The 18386-nt window shown below is 69.7% G+C and carries 13 protein-coding genes, 5 pseudogenes and 1 other annotated feature; of the genes and pseudogenes, 15 read left to right on the top strand and 3 right to left on the bottom strand.

What is annotated here, in order from left to right; translation table 11 throughout:
- The 7 genes and pseudogenes from AC2A1K_RS33310 (at position 1) to AC2A1K_RS33280 (ending at position 5765) form a co-directional block, all read left to right on the top strand.
- Positions 1 to 975: a quinone oxidoreductase family protein gene (locus AC2A1K_RS33310; protein ID WP_483900643.1), complete on the top strand. Its 975-nt coding sequence runs from the start codon at positions 1 to 3 to the stop codon at positions 973 to 975.
- 21 nt (positions 976 to 996) lie between these two features.
- A complete protein-coding gene (locus tag AC2A1K_RS33305) occupies positions 997 to 1305 on the top strand; it encodes a DUF1330 domain-containing protein (RefSeq protein ID WP_483900642.1) in 309 nt (102 codons plus the stop codon).
- A 1-nt stretch (position 1306) separates the two neighbouring features.
- Positions 1307 to 2407 (top strand): alcohol dehydrogenase catalytic domain-containing protein, encoded by a 1101-nt coding sequence (locus AC2A1K_RS33300; RefSeq protein ID WP_483900641.1) that lies wholly within the window; start codon positions 1307 to 1309, stop codon positions 2405 to 2407.
- Between the two features lie 353 nt (positions 2408 to 2760).
- Positions 2761 to 2937 (top strand): annotated as a pseudogene (locus AC2A1K_RS33295) (aldehyde dehydrogenase family protein); the annotation flags it as partial.
- Positions 2938 to 3137: 200 nt separating this feature from the next.
- A pseudogene (locus tag AC2A1K_RS33290) lies at positions 3138 to 3307 on the top strand (aldehyde dehydrogenase family protein); the annotation flags it as partial.
- A gap of 647 nt (positions 3308 to 3954) precedes the next feature.
- Entirely contained in the window at positions 3955 to 5091 is a 1137-nt protein-coding gene (locus AC2A1K_RS33285) for a hypothetical protein (protein WP_483900640.1), read from the top strand.
- A gap of 170 nt (positions 5092 to 5261) precedes the next feature.
- On the top strand, positions 5262 to 5765 hold the full coding sequence (locus tag AC2A1K_RS33280) for an Lrp/AsnC family transcriptional regulator (RefSeq protein ID WP_483900639.1): 504 nt from the start codon (positions 5262 to 5264) through the stop codon (positions 5763 to 5765).
- Between the two features lie 36 nt (positions 5766 to 5801).
- Here the strand turns inward: AC2A1K_RS33280 and AC2A1K_RS33275 are convergent, their stop codons facing one another.
- Complete coding sequence (locus AC2A1K_RS33275; RefSeq protein ID WP_483900638.1) at positions 5802 to 6242, bottom strand: Lrp/AsnC family transcriptional regulator; 441 nt, start codon at positions 6240 to 6242, stop codon at positions 5802 to 5804.
- Between the two features lie 150 nt (positions 6243 to 6392).
- Between AC2A1K_RS33275 and AC2A1K_RS33270 the strand changes: the two genes are divergently transcribed.
- The 5 genes and pseudogenes from AC2A1K_RS33270 to AC2A1K_RS33250 all read left to right on the top strand — a co-directional run.
- Complete coding sequence (locus tag AC2A1K_RS33270) at positions 6393 to 9920, top strand: indolepyruvate ferredoxin oxidoreductase family protein (protein WP_483900637.1); 3528 nt, start codon at positions 6393 to 6395, stop codon at positions 9918 to 9920.
- A 257-nt stretch (positions 9921 to 10177) separates the two neighbouring features.
- Positions 10178 to 10504, top strand: coding sequence for a transposase (locus AC2A1K_RS33265; RefSeq protein WP_483900636.1), 327 nt, complete (start codon positions 10178 to 10180; stop codon positions 10502 to 10504).
- Positions 10462 to 10593, top strand: a sequence feature (AL1L pseudoknot). Its footprint overlaps the gene before it by 43 nt.
- A pseudogene (locus AC2A1K_RS33260) lies at positions 10507 to 11238 on the top strand (IS3 family transposase); the annotation flags it as partial. Its footprint overlaps the feature before it by 87 nt.
- A gap of 237 nt (positions 11239 to 11475) precedes the next feature.
- Positions 11476 to 12573 carry an IS110 family RNA-guided transposase gene (locus AC2A1K_RS33255; protein WP_483900654.1) on the top strand — a complete coding sequence of 366 codons (1098 nt, stop codon included), beginning with the start codon at positions 11476 to 11478 and terminating at the stop codon, positions 12571 to 12573.
- A gap of 24 nt (positions 12574 to 12597) precedes the next feature.
- A pseudogene (locus AC2A1K_RS33250) lies at positions 12598 to 12834 on the top strand (integrase core domain-containing protein); the annotation flags it as partial.
- A 12-nt stretch (positions 12835 to 12846) separates the two neighbouring features.
- Here AC2A1K_RS33250 and AC2A1K_RS33245 read toward each other — a convergent pair.
- Positions 12847 to 13215: a transposase gene (locus tag AC2A1K_RS33245; RefSeq protein ID WP_483900653.1), complete on the bottom strand. Its 369-nt coding sequence runs from the start codon at positions 13213 to 13215 to the stop codon at positions 12847 to 12849.
- A gap of 249 nt (positions 13216 to 13464) precedes the next feature.
- Positions 13465 to 13941, bottom strand: a pseudogene (locus AC2A1K_RS33240) (IS110 family transposase); the annotation flags it as partial.
- Positions 13942 to 14586: 645 nt separating this feature from the next.
- Here AC2A1K_RS33240 and AC2A1K_RS33235 point away from each other — a divergent pair.
- The 3 genes from AC2A1K_RS33235 (at position 14587) to AC2A1K_RS33225 (ending at position 18232) form a co-directional block, all read left to right on the top strand.
- The gene (locus AC2A1K_RS33235) at positions 14587 to 16380 is read left to right on the top strand and encodes a flavin-containing monooxygenase (protein WP_483900635.1); all 1794 of its coding nucleotides are present in this window, start codon (positions 14587 to 14589) and stop codon (positions 16378 to 16380) included.
- Positions 16381 to 16621: 241 nt separating this feature from the next.
- Positions 16622 to 17176, top strand: a complete 555-nt coding sequence (locus AC2A1K_RS33230; protein ID WP_483900634.1) for a nuclear transport factor 2 family protein — start codon at positions 16622 to 16624, stop codon at positions 17174 to 17176.
- Positions 17177 to 17203: 27 nt separating this feature from the next.
- Positions 17204 to 18232 carry a hypothetical protein gene (locus AC2A1K_RS33225; protein WP_483900633.1) on the top strand — a complete coding sequence of 343 codons (1029 nt, stop codon included), beginning with the start codon at positions 17204 to 17206 and terminating at the stop codon, positions 18230 to 18232.
- Positions 18233 to 18386 lie beyond the last annotated feature (154 nt).

Genomic DNA, 18386 nt, shown 5'->3' with positions numbered 1-18386 from the left:
GTGCGCGCGGTGGTGGTGCACGAGCACGGCGGCCCCGAGGTGCTCCGCAGCCAGGAGTGGCCGGATCCCGAGCCGGGCCCCGGGGAGGTCGTGGTGGCGCTGCGGGCCGCGTCGGTCAACCATCACGACGTCCTGGTGCGCCGCGACGGGCTGGGGACCGCGCTGCCGCGGATCCTCGGCATCGACGGTGCAGGGGTCCGCGTGGACACCGGCGAGGAGGTCCTCATCCAGCCGTCGCTGGACTGGGGGCCCGACCCCACGGCGCCGGGGCCGGGGTGGACGATCCTGGGTGACGTCCGGCACGGCACCTATGCCGAGTACGTGGTGGTGCCGCAGGCGAATGTGGTCGGCAGGCCGGCGACGCTGAGCTGGGCGGAGGCCGCGGCGCTCCCGACCGCCGGGCTCACCGCCTACCGGGCGCTGTTCGCCCGGGCGGGGCTGCGCGCGGGGGAGACCGTCGTCGTCCTCGGCGCGGGCAGCGGTATCTCGACGTTCGTGGTGGCGCTGGCGACGGGGGCGGGCGCTCGGGTGTTCGTGACGTCCTCGTCGGTGGAGAAGATCGACGCGGCGGTGGCGGCCGGAGCGGCGGGCGGGGTGCTCTACACCGACCCGGACTGGGTGGAGCAGCTGGGCCGGCTCACCGATCGAGGTGCGGACGTGGTGATCGACGCGGTGGGCCGCGACACCGCGGCGTCCCTGCGATGCCTCCGGCCCGGGGGCCGGCTGGTGGTGTTCGGTGCCCCCGTCGGCGCCCGGACGGAGCTCGACGTCCGGGCCTTCTACTTCAGTCAGTGCTCCGTGCTGGGCACGACGTTGGGTCACGGTGCGGAGTTCACCGGGCTGCTGGCCGAGATCGAGCGCACCGGTTGGCGACCACCGATCGACTCGGAGTTCCCCCTGGCCGACGCCGCCGACGCGCATCGGTGGATGGAGGCCCGCCAGCACATCGGAAAGATCGTCCTGCGCTGCCGCTGAGCGGCGCGGGGAGGAGGAGCCATGCCCGGTTACATCATCGCCACGCTCGAGGTCCACGATCCCGAGGGGATCGCGGAGTACGCGGCGCGGGTGCCGGCGATCGTGGAGCAGTACGGCGGCCGCTACCTCGTCCGCGGCGGGGACAGCGAGCGGTTCGAGGGCGACGCACCGATCGGTCGCGTCGTGGTGATCGAGTTCGACTCCGTCGAGGCCGCGCGCCGCTGGTACTCCTCGCCGGAATACTCGGAGATTCGGCCGATCAGGAAGCGATGCGCACGAGGTTCGCTCCTCGTCACCGATGGCCTCGTCCCGGCGCGGGCGCGGCGCTGAGATGCCGACGCGCTCGCGTGCCGCCGTCGCGTCCGCGCCCGGAGCACCGCTCGACGTCATCGAGGTGACGCTCGCCGATCCCGGGCCGGGCCAGGTACGGATCCGGCTGGAGGCGGCCGGGATCTGCCACTCGGACCTCAACTTCCTCTCCGGCGAGTTCCCGCATCGCTTCCCGGTCATCCTCGGGCACGAGGGCATCGGCCGCGTCGAGGTCTGCGGGCCCGGGGTGGAGGCACTCGTCCCGGGCGACCGGATCATGCCGTTCACCGTGCCGCACTGCGGGCGCTGTCCCTACTGCGTCTCCGGGCGCACGAACATCTGCGTCGAGTTCCAACGGAGCTTCCGTGCTCCCGAGGACACACCGTTCAGCGACGCGAACGGCACCCGCGTCGCGGCGTTCTTCGGGCTCGCGGCCTTCGCCGAGCACAGCGTGGTGCCCGCCGACCAGCTCGTCCGAGTCGACGACACCGTCCGGGCAGTGCCCACGTGCGCTCTGGGCTGCGGGGTCACGACGGGGCTCGGCGCGGCATTGATCACCGCGAACGTCCGCAAGGGCTCCTCGGTCGCGGTGTTCGGCGTGGGTGGGGTCGGTGCCGGTGTGGTCCAGGGTGCCGCGCTCGCCGGCGCCTCGCGGATCGTCGCCGTCGACATCGACCCGGCCCGGGACGCGTCCGTCCGCGCGCGCGGCGCCACCGATTTCGTCGACGCCTCACGCGTCGACGCCGTGGCGGCGATCCGTGAGCTCACCGACGGGCTCGGTGCGGACTACTGCTTCGAGTGCGTCGGCAGCGTCGAGCTCACCCGACGGGCGTTCGAGGCGGCCAACCTCGGGTGGGGGGAGATCGTGTCGGTGGGGATGATCCCGGACGGTGCGCCCCTCGGCATCGGGCTCAGCACCCTGCGCAACCGCACCTGGAAGCGCACCTTGATGGGAGGTGCGGTCCTGCGGGACGTGGCCGGGTTCGTCGACCGGTACGCCGCAGGAGAGATCAGCCTCGACGGGGTCGTCTCGCACACCGTCGCGCTCGAGGACATCCAGCACGGCATCGAGCTGATGCAGCGCGGCGAGGCCGCGCGCGTCGCCATCGACTACACCTGGTGAGACCAACATGACCGAGACACTCATGATCCTCGACGGGACACCTGTCGCGCGAGCTCCGGCGCCACCCTTCCCGTCGAGAACCCGGCCACCGGCGAGATCATCGCCACCGTCCCCGCCCGGGGACGGTGCGGACGTGGACGCCGCGGTCGCCGTCGCCCGACGCACCGTCGACGCCGGCACCTGGACCGGCCTGCGCTACGCCGACCGGGCCGAGATCCTCTGGCGCTGGAGCGATCTCGTGCTGCCGCACGTCGAGGACCTCGCGCGGACGAGACGCTCGACAACGGCATGCCGCTGGGGGACGCGAGGGCTTCGATCCGCTCCGGCGCAGCGACCATACGCTACTTCGCCGGATGGGTCGGCAAGACCTACAGCCGCACCGACGAGCTCTCCGGCGGCGGGCTGGACCTGCACTCGTACTCGCTCGCCCAGCCCATGCCCGGGAGGCCGGGGTGCCCGACGGCGTGTTCAACGTGGTGCCCGGGTACGGCGTTCAGGCGGGCGCCGCGCTCGCCGCGCACCCGGACGTCGACAAGATCTTCTTTACCGGGTCCACCGCGGTCGGCCGCGAGCTCGTGCGGGCCTCGGGGGGAACCTCAAGCGGCTCAGCCTCGAGCTGGTGGCAAGTCGCCGGTGTTCGTGTTCCCCGACGCCGACCTCGACGCCGGGATCCCGGCCGCTCCGATGGGGAGCTTCCGTAACAGCGGGCAGATCTGTGGTCCGTCCGGACATGCGGATGGTCCAGGGGGAGCTCTTCGGTCCGGTGTTGGGCATCACCCGGTTCACGGATCCCGACGAGGTCGCGACGCTGGGCAACGCCACGGAGTACGGCCTGGGGCGGGGATCGACACCCGTGACGTCGGCACGGCCCATCGCGTCGCGCGTGCGCTGCGCGCCGGGACCGTCTGGGTGAACCACTACGGCTTCGCGGACAAGTCGATGCCCTTCGGCGGCTTCCCAAGGCGTCGGGCTGGGGACGCGAGGGCGGACCGGAGGGCATCAGCGAGTTCCTGGAGAGCAAGACCGTCTACGCCCGGATCTGATCGAGCGCGAGGAGCCAAGATCATGAGCACGAGTCGCCTCGGCCTTCCCTGGTCCCCGCCCAGGGGCGAGCCGGGCTGGACGGTCGAGCCGCTGGTCGCCCCGACCACTCTCGTCGGGGCGAACGGTCTGCGCTGGGGACCGGATGGCCGTCTGTACGTCGCCCAGGCCTTCGGCAGCCAGATCAGCGCTGTCGAGACGGACGGGACCGTGAGCGTCATCAGCCCGGTCGACGGGGACTTCGTCTCGCCGGACGACGTCGCGTTCGACTCGAGGGGCAACCTCTACGCCACCGAGCTGATGAACGGGCGCGTCAGCGTCCGTGGTGTCGACGGCCGGGTCGAGGTGCTGTCCGGCGAGGTCCCGTGCGCGAACGGTCTGGCCGTGGACCGGGACCGGGTGTTCGTGGGCGAGTATCGCGTCGGCGGCCGGCTCCTGGAGTTGTACGCCGATGGCCGTCCGCCACGGGAGATCGCCACCGGCTGCTGTGCCCGAACGCGATCTCGGTGGGCCCGGACGGCAAGCTGTACTTCCCGCTGGTCCCGCTCGGCGAGATCTGGCGGGTCTCGCCGGACGGGGGTGCACCGGAGAGGTTTGCCGAGGGTCTCTCGGTCTCCACGGCGGTCAAGTTCGCCCCCGATGGGGCGCTCGTCGCGCTCAGCGCGGGCGACGGCACGGTCCACCGCTACGACGTGGTGACCGGCGCTCACGAGGTCGTCGTGCGCACCACGCCCGGGATGGACAATCTCGAGTTCGGCCCCGACGGGGAGATCATCGCGTCTTGGTTCACCGACGGCGCGGTGACCGCCCTGGCACCGGGCGGCGAGGTCCGGCCGATCGTCGCGGGTTCCATGCTGGGCCCTTTCGGACTGGCCGCGGCATCGGACGGAACGGTCCTGGCGGCCGACGGTGTCAGCCTCGCCGTGATCCATCCGGACGGCCGGGTCGACCGACCGATGATGATCGTGGAATCCGGTACCCCGCCCCCGTACCTCCGCGGGATCGCCCCGCACCCGGACGGCGGGCTGCTGCTCACCAGCCCGGGTGGTGCGCTCACTCGCTTCCGTCTGGAGGAGCCCGCGCAGGAGGTCGCCGCGGGGATCCCGGGCGCGATGGGGGTCGCGGTCGCGCAGGACGGCGAGGTCCTCGTGTGCGCCCACGGTGCCGGCGAGCTCGTCGGCGTCCGGGAGGGCGTCACGCGCGTCGTCGCGTCCGGCCTCGACCGGCCCACCGGCGTGAGCGTGGCATCCGACGGGACGGTGCTCGTCGCCGAGGGCGGGGCCGGGCGCGTCGTGGCTGTGGACGGCACGGGCGCCACGACGCTCCTCACCGGGCTGGACGAGCCACACGGACTGGCCGCGCACGGCGACACCCTGTACGTCTTCGACCGCGGAGCGGGCTCGGTGGTCGCCCTCGACCGGCAGACCGGTGCGGGTGCTCCGATCGTGCGGGGCCTGGCCACCGAGTCCGGTCTCGCTCGTCGGCGCAACACCCTGCCGGGTATCGCTGGCGTCGCGATGCTGGAAGGCCCGCTCTCGCCGTTCTGCGGGGTCGCGGTCACCGGCGACGGTGCCGTCCACGTGGCCTGCGAAGCGGACGGCGGGGTCTGGCGGATACGGCAGGAGCTCGGCACTGATCGATGAGTGTCTGCCGGCACGGGTGCGCGTTACCGGGTGAGCCGCGCGGGAGGGGGCCGGCTCTGGACGATCGGGTGCCGGCGGGCAGGGTGCTAGCGTCAGCCGGTCCGGCGCCCGCCCTCCGGGGCCAGCAGATCCCGGCCAGCAGATCACGGCGAGCAGGGGAGGGCGGCACGATGAGCGAAGCACGTGTCCCGCTCGACGTGGCCCTGGACGACATCGACCTCCACATCCTGCGCCTGCTGCGGGCCGACGCCCGACGGTCGGCCCGGTCCCTGTCCCGGGAGATCGGCGTGTCCGCCGGCACGGTGATCGAACGTCTCTCCCGCATGGAGAACACCGGCGTGATCCGCGGCTACCACGCCGACGTCGATCCGGTGGCGCTCGGATACCGGATGCGGGTGATTGTCTCCATCGCCCTGCGGGCCGAGGCTGACCCACGGGCCGTAATCGACTACCTGATGCAGCTCAAAGAGGTGATCGCCGTCTACGTCGTCGCCGGACGGTGGGACCTGGTCCTCCTCGCCCGCGTCCGCACCCAGGAGCAGCTACGAGTCGGGCTCCTCGAGACCGTGCGCCAGTGCCCCGGTTTCGAGCGCAGCGAGACCATGCTGGTCCTCGAGCGGCATGCTCCCGGGGCCCAGTCCGCGATCGCTCACGACGTCGAACTCGGTCAGTAGCAGGCGCCCCACCGCTCGACCCATGATGCGAGGCTCTCACCCCTCACGGGTCCACCGGCCCAGCACCATCAACGTCTTGGTCCCGGTGACCGCTCCTGCCCGCCGCAGCCCGTCGATCACGGCCTGCAGGTGGGTGAGGTCGCGCACGCGGACCTGAACGAGCGCGTCGGGGTCGCCCGCGATCGTGTACACCGCCTGCACCTCGGGTACCGTCGACGCCGTGGCGACGATCTGCTCGACCGGCGTCGTGCCGGCGTAGCGCACCTCGGTGAAGGCCTCCACACCCCACCCCAGCTTGGTGTGGTCGATCTGCACCGTGAAGCCGGTGATGATGCCGGCCTCTCGGAGCCGATCAACTCGCCGTTTGGTCGCCGCCACCGACAGCCCGACCCGCCCGGCCATGTCGGCGAACGTCCGTCGCGCGTCCAGCTGGAGCAGCGTCAGCAGCTGACGATCGATGTCATCGATGACGGCCATGGTCCACCTTCTCGCAAAGTAGAGCAGAGCTTGACCGCATCGTAGGCCTGTCCGTTGCGTTCCCGGGGCATTCTCAGCGTTCTTCGTTGTTCGTTGGCGCGGCGATCCTTTCTCATGGTCGTCGAGTGCTCCCGACCCAGGAGGCCCGAGATGACCACGCCGGTCGCCGATACCGTGACCCTGGACGACAAGTACACCGCGACCAGCGGGCGTGCCCTGATGACTGGCATCCAGGCCCTCGTGCGCCTGTTGCTCGAGCAGCGCCGTCTCGACAAGGACCGTGGCCTCGACACCCGCGTGTTCGTCTCCGGCTACCAGGGCTCCCCGCTCGGCGGTTTCGACTCCGAGATCGGGCGTGCCCGGCGTCACCTGGACCCGGCCGGCGTGGTGTTCACTCCGGGTGTCAACGAGGAGCTCGCCGCGACCGCCGTCGCGGGGACGCAGCTGCTCGACGCGGTCCCCGGGCGTCGGCACGAGGGGGTCGTCGGGTTCTGGTTCGGCAAGAACCCCGGCCTCGACCGCGCCGCCGATGCGATCCGCCACAGCACGACGGCCGGCACCGCGCGCCTCGGCGGTGCCGTCGCGATCATCGGTGACGACCCGGCGAGCAAGTCCTCCACGGTGCCCAGCTCGTGCGAGCCGATGGCCGCGAGCCTGTCGATGCCGCTGCTCGCGCCGGGGTCGGTGGCCGAGATCGTCGAGCTCGGCCTGCACGCGGTCGCCCTGTCGCGCGCCACCGGGCTGTGGAGCGGACTGAAGATCATCGCAGACCTCGCCGACGCGTCGACCACGGTCGACGTCGGCGCCCTGCGCCCGGACCTCCTCGGAGTCCCGCACCCGCCGACGCGGCTCCGTCCACCTCCTCCGACGCTGGTCGGGCCGGCAGCGCTCGACGCCGAGCACGATGTGCTCACCCGGCGCCTCGACCTGGCCAGGGCGTACGCCCGCGACACCGGGCTCAACCGCGTCACTTTCACGGCTCGCGAGGCGTGGCTCGGGATCGTCGCCTCCGGCACCGGGTACGCCACGGTGCAGCGCGCCATGGAGGACCTGGGCCTGGGCGAGGCCGAGCTCGAGACCCTGGGCGTCCGCCTGGTGCGCTTGGCGATGCCGTTTCCCATCGACCACGAGGCGCTGGCCGCGATGACCTCGGACCTCGACGAGGTCCTCGTCGTCGAGGACAAGGTCCCCTTCCTCGAAGGTCACCTCCGGCAGGCGCTCTACGACGTCCCGCGGCGGCCTCTCGTCGTCGGGCGTCATGACGAGCGGGGCCGCCCGCTGCTCAGTGCCCGCGGCCAGCTCGGCGCCGAGGACGTCGTTCGCGCCCTTGTCGGGCGGCTGACGGCCCACCTCGGGTCGGCGGTACTGCCCGCGGCCGCGGCCCGGTACCTCGAGCTGCTCAGCCCGCCTCGACCGGCCCGGATGGCCCTGCCCACCGGAACCGGTCGGGACGCCACCGGCGGGCTCGGGTCGCGCATTCCCTACTTCTGCTCGGGCTGCCCCCATAACACCTCGACGCGCACGGACGACGACACCCTCGTCGGGGTGGGGATCGGATGTCACATCATGGTCGCCCTCGACGGCGCCCACCGAGGACACCAGATCGGGATGACCCAGATGGGCGGCGAGGGCGCGCAGTGGATCGGGCTGGCCCCGTTCACCGACGACCGCCACCTGGTCCAGAACCTCGGCGACGGCACGTTCCACCACTCCGGCTCGTTGGCGATCCGGGCGGCCGCGGCGGCCGGGGTCTCGATGACCTACAAGCTGCTGTACAACGACGCCGTCGCCATGACCGGCGGACAGCGCGCCGCCGGGCGCCTCGACGTCCCGTCGATCACCCACGAGCTGGCCCTGGAGGGGGTCCGGCGGATCGTCGTCACCACCGACGACCTCTCCGCCTACCGCGGCGTGACCCTCGATCCGATCGCCTCACTGCGCCATCGCGACGATCTCGCCGCGGCCGAGCGGGAGCTCGCCGCGGTCGAGGGCGTCACCGTCCTCATCCACGACGACCGGTGCGCCGCCGAGGAACGTCGCCTGCGCAAACGCGGCGCGCTGCCCACCCCAGCCGAGCGCGTCATGATCAACCAACGGGTGTGCGAGGGCTGCGGGGACTGCGGCGACGTCTCCACCTGCCTGTCCGTGCAGCCCGTGAACACCGAGTTCGGCCGGAAGACCCGCATCCATCAGGCCAGCTGCAACGCCGACTACAGCTGTCTGAAGGGCGACTGCCCCTCCTTCCTGCTCGTGAAGCCTGCCACCGCGCCCGAGCGTGTCGTGCCCGACCTGCCGGTGGAACTGATCGAACCCACGTCCCGCCTCGGGGGCGAGGCCACGCTGCTGCGGATGCCGGGCATCGGCGGCACCGGGGTCGTCACCGCCTCGCAGATCCTGCAGATGGCCGCACACCTCGACGGGCTGTTCGCCGCCGGGCTCGAACAGGTCGGACTCGCCCAGAAGGGCGGGCCGGTCGTCTCCGACGTCCGCATCGCCAAGCACCCGATCACCGGGTCGCTGCGGGCCTCTAGCGGCAGCGCCGACGTGCTGATCGGGATGGACCTCGTCGGTGCCGCGGACCAGACCAACCTCGCGGTGGCGCGCGCCGGCCACACCGTCGCGGTCGTCAACTCCTCGCTCACCCCGACCGCAGCGATGGTCACCAACAAGGTCGTGCTACCGGGCTCGACCGAGGACGGCATGGAGCGGATCCATCAGTTCACGCGTGGCGGGGATGCGCTGTGCATCGACGCGCAACGCATCAGCGAGGCTCTCTTCTCCGACCACATGCCCACCAACATGCTGCTGCTCGGCGCCGCGTGGCAGCACGGTGTCCTCCCGCTCTCCCTCGACGCCCTGGAAGCGGCCATCCGTCTCAACGGCGCCGCGGTCGAGGACACCCTGACCGCGTTCCGCTGGGGCCGTGCCGCCGCGATCGACAACGACGCGGTGATCGCGGCCCTGTGTCCGCCGCCCCCGCCCGCCGTCGAGATCGACACCCGATCCGCCACGACCGCACGGGCCGCCGCCGTCAACGACGAGCTCGCCGACGTGCTGGCCACGCGGGCCGCCGATCTCGCCGGATATCAGGACCAGGCCTACGCCGACCGCTTCGTCGAAGAGGTCCGTCGCGTCACCGCGCTGGCGGCGGAGCGTGTCGACCGCGACGACGCTGCACGGATCGGGTGCGCCTACGCCCGCGGGCTGCACCGACTCATGGCCTACAAAGACGAGTACGAGGTCGCCCGCCTGCACCTCGACCCCGTCGAGACGGCCCGCCGCGAGGCCGAGTTCGGAGCAGGTGCCGACGTGTCGTTCATGCTCCACCCGCCGCTCCTGCGCGCGATGGGCATGCGCCGGAAGATCCGGCTGCGTGGACGGACCGCGGAGCTCGCCTTCCGAGTGCTGCGCGCCGCCCGACACCTCCGCCACACCCCCCTGGACGTGTTCGGCCACGGCGAGATCCGGGCGACCGAGCGCGAGCTCATCGGCGAGTACCAGGGCGCCGTGCGTTCCGCCCTGACCCACCTCGACACCGACACCGTCGCAGCCATCGTCGAGCTCGCGGAACTGGCCGACGCCGTCCGGGGCTACGAGGCGATCAAGCTGCGCAGTGTCCACCGCTTCCGCGACCAGGTCGCCATCCAGCTCGCCGCCCTCGCGGAGCCCACGTCGTAGTCCGGACCGCGCGCCCCCGTCCATGCCGACCGACGAATCGCCCGTGGGCAGCCGGTCGGCCCGTCGGCGCCTAGGGGGACTGTCCGACGAGCGGTGGTGCGCCACGAGGCGCTGTTTGTCCGAATAGAGGTGAGAGTCCTTCGTCGCCTGTCCGTCGTAGCGGTCGGGTGAAGCTGGCGGCAGCCTGATCCGGGGGACGCCGGGGTGAAGCGCCCCGGGTCTGGTGGAGGCTCTGATCCCACGGGAAGGTGGCGATCGTGCCGGCGCCGAGGAAGTTCAACGAGGAGATGCGTCAGCGGGCTAAGCGCATGGTGCGTGAGGTCCGCGAGCAGGAGCCCGGGTTGTCGGTCAACGAGGCCTGTAAGCGCATCGGTGGCCAGTTGGGGATCGTTCCGGACACCCTGCGCGGCTGGTGCAAGCAGGCCGACATCGACGACGGGCGACGACCGGGGACCACGAGCGCGGAGTCCGAGGAGCTCAAGCGGCTGCGCCGGGAGAACGCCGAGCTGCGCCGCGCGAACGAGATCCTCAAGACGGCGTCGGCGTTTTTCGCGGCGGCGGAGCTCGACCGCCATACCCGCTGATCGTGGCCTACATCGATCAGTACAAGCACCGGTTCGGGGTCGAGCCGATCTGCGCTGCCCTCAACGGTGAGGGCATCGCGGTCGCCCCGAGCGGCTACTACGCCCACAAGTCGCGTCAGCCTTCGCGGCGGACGCTGTCCGACGCCGCGCTGGCCGAGACGATCGAGGCGACGTTCTGGGATCGGGAGCGCGGGCGCGGGGTCTACGGGGCCCGCAAGATGTGGCATCAGCTGCGCCGCGACGGGGTCACCACCGCCGACGGGGCACCGGTGGCGCGCTGCACTGTGGAGCGGCTGATGCGCTCGCTGGGGCTGCGCGGGGTGCGCCGCGGCCGGCCGGTGATCACCACCCGGCCGGACCGACAGTCCGAGCGGGCCCCGGATCTGGTCGACCGGGAGTTCACCGCCAGCCGACCCAACGCCCTGTGGGTGGTCGATCTGACCTACGTGGCGACCTGGTCGGGCACGGTGTTCACCGCGTTCGTCTCCGATGTGTACTCGCGGCGCATCGTCGGGTGGCGCACCGCGTCCTCGATGCCCACCGAGCTGCCCCTCGACGCCCTGGAGATGGCGATCTGGACTTGCGAACGCGCAGGTCACACCCGCGATGGTCGCCTGGACGGGCTGATCCACCACAGCGACGCGGGATCGCAATACTGCGCCATCCGCTACGGCAACCGTCTGACCGAGGCCGGCGCGGTCGCCTCGATCGGCAGCGTCGGGGACAGCTACGACTGCGAGCATCCCGTGGTCGTCGCCGCCGGGGTCTGACCCTTGTTATGACCGGCCCCGCAGGGTGCCTTCGCGTTGACGTGTCGGCTCCGGTGGCGGCGACGCCATGCCCGCTGGCCGGGTGGGCAGTGACCTCATAGGAGCCTGACGCAACCAGGTCCCATCGCAGTCCTGTCCGCCCGCCCGACCAGCGGAACCGGACACCGGGATCTGTGAAGGAGACCCACGGCCGTGCCCAGCATGAAGCTGCGCCGCGACGATGTCATCGTCGGCGTCGACACCCACAAAGACGAACACGTCGCAGTTCTGCTCGACGGACTCGGCGGCCGCCTCGCGGAATTGTTCATCCCGGCCACACTCGCCGGCTTCACCGCGCTGCTGAACTCGTGCCGCGAGCATGTCGGACCCGAGGGCTGCCTGGTCGCGTTCGGAGTGGAGGGCACCGGCTGCTACGGCATCGGGCTGGCCTGGTTCCTGCGCCGGCACGGACTGACCGTCCACGAGGTGCACCGGCCACCGCGCAAGGGCGAGCGACGGCTCTCGGGCAAGAGCGACACCATCGATGCCGAACACGCCGCCCGCCAGGTCCTGTCCGGCCGTCGCCACCCGATCCCGAAGACCGCGGCCGGCGCGGTCGAGGCCCTTCGGCTGATCAAGGTCGCGAGGGACACCGCGGTCAAGGCCCGCACCAGCGCGATGATCACGTTGAAGGCAACCCTGGTCACCGCGGTCGACGAGCTGCGCGTCGAGCTCGAGCCGCTGACCGATCACCAGCTCATCACCGCCTGCGCCGCCCTCGAGCCCGGTGGTGAGCTCGACGATCCCGAGGCGGCGATGCGCCACGTGCTGCGCTCGCTGGCCCGTCGCTGGCTCGAGCTGCACGAGGAGATCAAGAGCCACAGTCGTCATCTCAAGGTTCAGACCAAGACGGCGGCGCCTCGGCTGGTCGAAGCTGTCGGTGTCGGTCTCGACATCGCCGCGGAAATGCTCGTCACCGCCGGCGACAACAGCGACCGGGTCCGTTCGGAATCGGCGTTCGCGAAACTCTGTGGTGCCAGCCCGATCCCGGCGGGTTCGGGCAAGACCAGCGGGCGCCACCGGCTCAATCGGGGCGGTAACCGGCAGGCCAATGCCGCGCTCTATCGCGCGGTCATCGTCCGCATGCGCTGGCATCAGCCCACGATCGACTACGTGGCCCGGCGCACCGCCGAAGGCCTCTCGAAGCGAGAGATCATCCGCTGCCTCAAGCGTTACCTCGCCCGCGAGATCTACCGGCTGCTCCCACCGCCAGCCGACGTCCCGGAGCGTCACCCCGACCCGCTTCCTGAGGCTGCCTGACGACTTGCGATCTATAGGAGCATCAATGCTCTGGCCGAGTCGGTGATCGGGCTCTACAAGACCGAGTGCGTGCGCCGTGACGGTCCGTGGCGCACCGTCGACGACCTCGAACTCGCCACCCTGTCCTGGGTGCACTGGTTCAACACCCAGCGGCTGCACACCGGGATCGGCCACATGCCACCGGTGGAGTACGAACAGAGCTACTACCGTCAACAGAACACCCGAGAAGATCCGATCTCGGGAGAACCCAGCCTCCACTGAACCCGGGGCGCTTCAGATCTTGCGTTCACGCAGCGCGTCATAGTAGGCCCGCGCGCCACGTGATGCGTTGAGCGCGGAGAACGCTTGCTGGTGCAGCGCATCTGCCAACCGTCGGTTGCGGACCCACCTCGCGAGGGCGATCTTCTTCTTGCCGGAGGCGCGGGTGATCGGTGAACTGCCGGCGTAGTTCTTGCGGGCTCGGGCGCCGGAGTATCGGTCGGGGTCGTCGCCGAACTCGCCGAGCACTCGGGCGCCGAGGACGTCACCAAGGCCGGGCTGGCTGCGGTAGATCTCGGCGTCGGGGTGCTGCTCGAAGTGCTGTTCGACCTGGTTCTGCAGTTCGACGACCTCGCTGTTGAGCGCGGCGATGATTCCGATCATCGCGCGTGTCGACGCGGCATAGCCGGCCGTGAGGGCGGCCGGCTGGGTCAGCGCCTCGGCGCGCAGGAGGGTCTGGATCCGCTCGGCCTTCGCCTCGACGTCGCGACGACGGGCCCGCGCGAGCGCCTTGGTGACCCGTGAGCGCGACAGCCGAGCCGCCGCGTGCGGATCGGGCGCGGCTGCCAGCAGGTCGAGCGCGTCGGCCGCGGTGAGGTCGTCGAAGGCTTCCAAGGCGGCGGGGAAGTAGTCCCGCAGCGCCGAGCGCAGTCGCAGCAGCTGGCGTTGGCGGTCCCAGATGAGGTTCTGATGGGTCCGAGCCACTACCTTGAGCCCCTCGTCGGCCGCAGTGTCTTCGGCCACCGGCCGTAGCTGATGGCGATCGGTGCGCACCATGTCCGCGAGCACATGCGCGTCGCCGGCGTCGCTCTTGGCCCCCGAGGTGGAGTGCTGGTCTCAGTAACGGGTCACCTGGCGAGGGTTGACCGCATAGACGTTGTAGCCGGCCGCGACGAGCGCGGCCACCCACGGCCCGCGATCGGTCTCGATGCCCACCGCGACTTGCTCGGGTTCGAGCTCATCGCCGCCGTGCCGGCCGATCAGGGCATGGAGCTGGGCCAGCCCGTGGGCGCCCTCCGGGCTGCGGGCTCGGTCCAGCCGATTGCCGTTGTCGTCCTGCACCTCCAGGTCACGGTGATCTTCGGCCCAGTCGTCGCCGAGGAACAGCACAGCTCGCCTAGTGATCATCTAATCACCAGGCGTCGATCTTGGAGTGGAACTCGTCGAATTCGACCGCGAGGCCGGGCTGTCTGCCTTGGGCTTGGTCGGGAGAACGCTACTAAGTTGCCGTCTGACGTCTAGCAATACCCGAGCCATGAGCGGACACCTCCCCTGTTGGTTTAAGAGCCGCAGCGCGTGGTTCGCGCCGTGCGGAACGTCCGGATAGACCTGGTCGATGTAGGTATGAGCCGGAAGAGATCTTGACCAGCAAGAGCCGACACGCTGCGTGTCCCGAAGGCGCTTGCCGGCGCGCACCGCCTGATCTGGCACGCGATCCCCAAGGTCGGCCGTTGCATTTGGCGCCGCTCTGCGTCAGTATATCGGATCGATGGAGACTCGCGTCACAGACGCTTCAGCGTCGAAGGTAGGTCCCACGCTGGGACGAAGCGTCTGGGCGTGGGTTAACGACATCCCGGCCTCTCCGGTGGGGGTGCGCCCGGTGCAGGCGTCGCGGTGGCCTACCGAGGGCTCGCCTCCCCGCCAACCCAGGACAGAGCTCCGGTCGGTTAGTGCCCGCGCGGCACGGTTCGTTGCCGACCGGCCGGGCCACGTAGCCGCCGCTCCTCCTTTGACGACCGATACGGGAGATGACACATGACCGCCCAGACCGACCCGACCGCGGAGGTGGCGGTGAGTACGTCCACCGCAGCAGGCTGGATCCAGCGTTTCGCGGACTTGGTGAATGCTGGCGATGGCGCCAAGCTTGCTGCGTTGTTCACGGAGAATGCCTCGTGGAGAGACGCGCTCGCCCTGACATGGGATCTTCGTTCGGCACGCGGTGCCAAGCAGATCGCGGACTGGCCAGACGGCGTCGTCGCGGCCACGATCCGACAGCACGCTCTGCGCGCCGATCCAGCTCCGGCCGAGGTGGAGATGTTCGGCTCGCGATGGGTTCAAGCCGTATTCGATTTCGAGACCGACGTCGCACATGCGCAAGGCCTCGTCCGGCTGGTGCCCGATTCCGACGGGGAGTACGTCGCATCGAGTCTGGTCACCGACATGACCGGGCTCAAAGGCGCGCCGAGGAAGCGCACGACGTGGGACGACTCGAGCGACCCCGACTGGACGACGGCGGAGGCGGGTCGACCGAACTGGGTTGATAGTCGCGACCCCGCGCGGCCGTTCCCCAGTGCGGCGCCCTCGGTGCTGGTCATCGGTGCTGGACAGTCCGGCCTTCAGGTTGCCGCCTGGCTGGACAACCTCGGGGTGGACGCGATCACGATTGATCGCAGCGCCCGGCTGGGCGATAGCTGGCGGAACCGACACTACAACCTGATCACCCACACCGCGTCGTTCGCCGACCAGTTCGCTTTCCTGCCGTTTCCGGACAGCTGGCCGCTCTCGGCACCGAAGGATAAGCTCGCCAACTGGGTCGAGTCGTACGCAGCGACGCTCGATCTCGATGTCTGGTCCAGTACCGAGTTCCTCGGCGGTTCCTTCGATGACACTCTAGGCCAATGGTCGGTAGACGTTCGCCGCGTCGACGGTGAAACGGTCACGTTGCGGCCGCGACACATCGTGTTCGCGACCGGTCTGCTCAGCATCCCCAAAATTCCCGACCTGGCCGGGCACGACCAGTTCGCCGGCAGAATCCTCCACTCCAGCGAGTACCGCACGGCAGCGGAGTTCGCGGGCCGAAAGGTTGTCGTCGTCGGCAGCGGAGCCAGCGGGCACGACATAGCCCAAGATCTCTGGGAACAGGGAATCGAAGACGTCACCATGGTCCAGCGGTCGTCGACCTACGTGATGAGCTTCGAGAAGGCTGTACCAGCCGCCTACGCCGCATACTACCCCGGCGGCGACACCGACATCGAGTACAGCGACCTGCTGTTCAAGTCCTATCCACCGGAGGTCGCTGCGAAAGCCGCGCACGACGCCGTGCCCATGCTCAAGCAACTCGACAAGGACCTGCTTGACGGCCTTGCCGAGGCAGGGTTCAAGACCAACGACGAAGGAATGCTCTATCTGGCATACAACACAACGGGCGTAAGCGGCTACTACATCAACCAGGGCTGCTCGCAACTCATTATCGACGGCTCGATCAAACTAAAGAGCGGTTCAGTGGCCGGCTTCGACACCGACGGCCTGACCTTCGAGGATGGTAGCCGACTCGACGCCGACGTCGTCGTTCTCTGCACCGGATACCACAACATGCGCGAGACCGTCCGCAAGCATCTCGGGGACGCCGTGGCTGACATCATTCCAGAGGTCTGGGTGCTCGACCCCAACCGAGGCGGGGAACTCGGGACGCTGTTTGGCGAGTCGGGACACAAACAACTCTGGCTGATGGCGGGCGCCATCCAGCACGGGCGAATCCACTCGAAGCACCTCGCATTGAAGATCGCGGCGCTTGAAGCAGGGCTCGTGCCTCCCAAGGCGTTGTGCTGACCTAACGAGGGTCGGGTGTTTCTCCGTCGCCCCCATGGCCTCGGACCGACGTGAGGGCTCCGACGCGGCATCGACCAGGCGGAAGGGCGCCAGAGAACGGCGTACGTCCGCGTCCCGCGCCACCGCATGGACGACCGACTGCTTGCGCAAGTGTAGACCGCGTGAAGAGCGGTGATGATGTTCAGTTGTCTTAGTTCCCGAGAGCGCCTCGGCCCACTCGGGCCCGGCGAGAGGAGAAGAAATGACGACCACAGCCGTTCCCGCCGACCGTCTTTCCGAACTGGCAGACCGCGCCGAGATCGAGGATTGTCTCATCCGGGTGGCCCGAGGGATGGACCGGCACGATGCGGAGCTTGCGCGTTCGGCGTTCCACCCCGGGGCGAAGGACGACCACGGCAGCTTCATCGGTACCGCCGACGAGATGATCCAGTGGGCAGAAGGTCTCCACGACCGGTCCTTCCGCAGCCACCAGCACATCCTCACCAACATCTCGATCGAGGTGGATGGCGATGTCGCACATTGCGAGAGTTACGTGACACTGGTGGCAGCCCTTCGCGATTCCTGGTCGTTCGTGACCGGAGGCGGCCGTTACGTCGACCGACTCGAGCGTCGTGACGGGCGGTGGGGCATCGTGGATCGTGTCACGCTCGTCGAGTGGTGGAGTGACGAAGGTACGATCGAAAAGCTCACGCCGCTGATCCATCCGTATTCCCAGGACCGCGACGATCTCTCCTACGTGCGACCTCTGCGAGTCACACGCGAGGCAAGAGATGTGAGCAGGGCCGTCTTCGGTTGAGCGCAGCAGTCTACGACGAGGTGCAAGATGTCTTTCGACCGTCTGCTCGACTCGGGGGTTCCCAGTGAGGTCGTCGATGTTCTGAACAGCTCAAATGTCGCCTACTTCGCCTCCTTGACACACAAGCAGGTACCGATCTGCGATGTCGTCGCCCCCACGGTCGGCGACGATCCCACGATCGATATCTCGACCGGTGTGACCTACCCGCTCAAGGCCGAGCGGTCCCGAAACAATCCGAAAGTCGGGATCCTGTTCGATCGATCAGGTGCTGCAGGCGAACCGCTGGTCGCGATCGCCGGTGCAGCCTCGGTCCACGACGCTGATCTGCAAGCCAACACCGACCGGTGGATCCGTGAGGGGTGGCCCTGGGTCCCGCTGCGGGCCCGTGAGCGCGCTTGGTACGAGGCGGCCTGGTACTGGGTACGGATCTACACGGCTGTCACACCGCTGCGGATCTGGTGGTGGCCCGAGGGGAATCTAGACACGTCTCCGACAGTGTGGGCAGCGCCGGACGATCGGGTCACCAGGCCGTCCGACCCCAGGCCGGCTGGACGGCCGAGCAGAAGCGAGCGCACCCCGCGGGACTGGCGAGCCGAGGCCGACCGCGCCGCAGCCGGTGATTTCCCGCCGCCGCGCCTCACGCTCAGTACCGAAGACGGGTTCCCGATCCCTTTTCGAGTCACTGCGGCAGTACGGGTCAAAGAGGGCTTCGACCTCAAGCTCTCCGTCCATTCCCCTCAAGCTCTCTCGGGACCCGGGAATCTGTACTTCGTGCCTCTGAACGGCCTCCCGATGGGCCTCTCGGCGCGGTTCATTGGCCGCGTCAACCCGACGGGCCCGGGAACCGTGCGTTTCCTCGTCGAGCGCACGACCGCCGAGAACGCCCTCGAGACGCTCAACACCGAGGGCCAGGACCGGTACCTCTTCCCCCCAGAGGACGAGAAGCACGAGCTCCTTCGCAGGCTGCACGCCGAGCTCGATCGCCGGGGCGCAACCCTCCCGGTCATCCAGGCCCCGCCCGACGGGGAACTCACCAGCGCGAGCGTCGTCAAGTAGCTCGCTTGCCCGGCCACGCCGCCGGGGTCTAGACCGTATGGAGGCCGGCGCCTCCGCTCGTAAGTTGGCGCGGGTCACCGTCGTTGGTGGCGGTGCCGCATTTACGAGGGAGGCGCCGGTGCCTGGCGAGGGTAGTTGGATCGGGTTGGACGTT

Source organism: Actinomycetospora sp. 2LY8.5, from assembly GCF_057180585.1.
The sequence above is the reverse complement of the archived record's forward strand: the minus strand, read 5'-3'. Positions and strand labels throughout refer to the sequence as shown.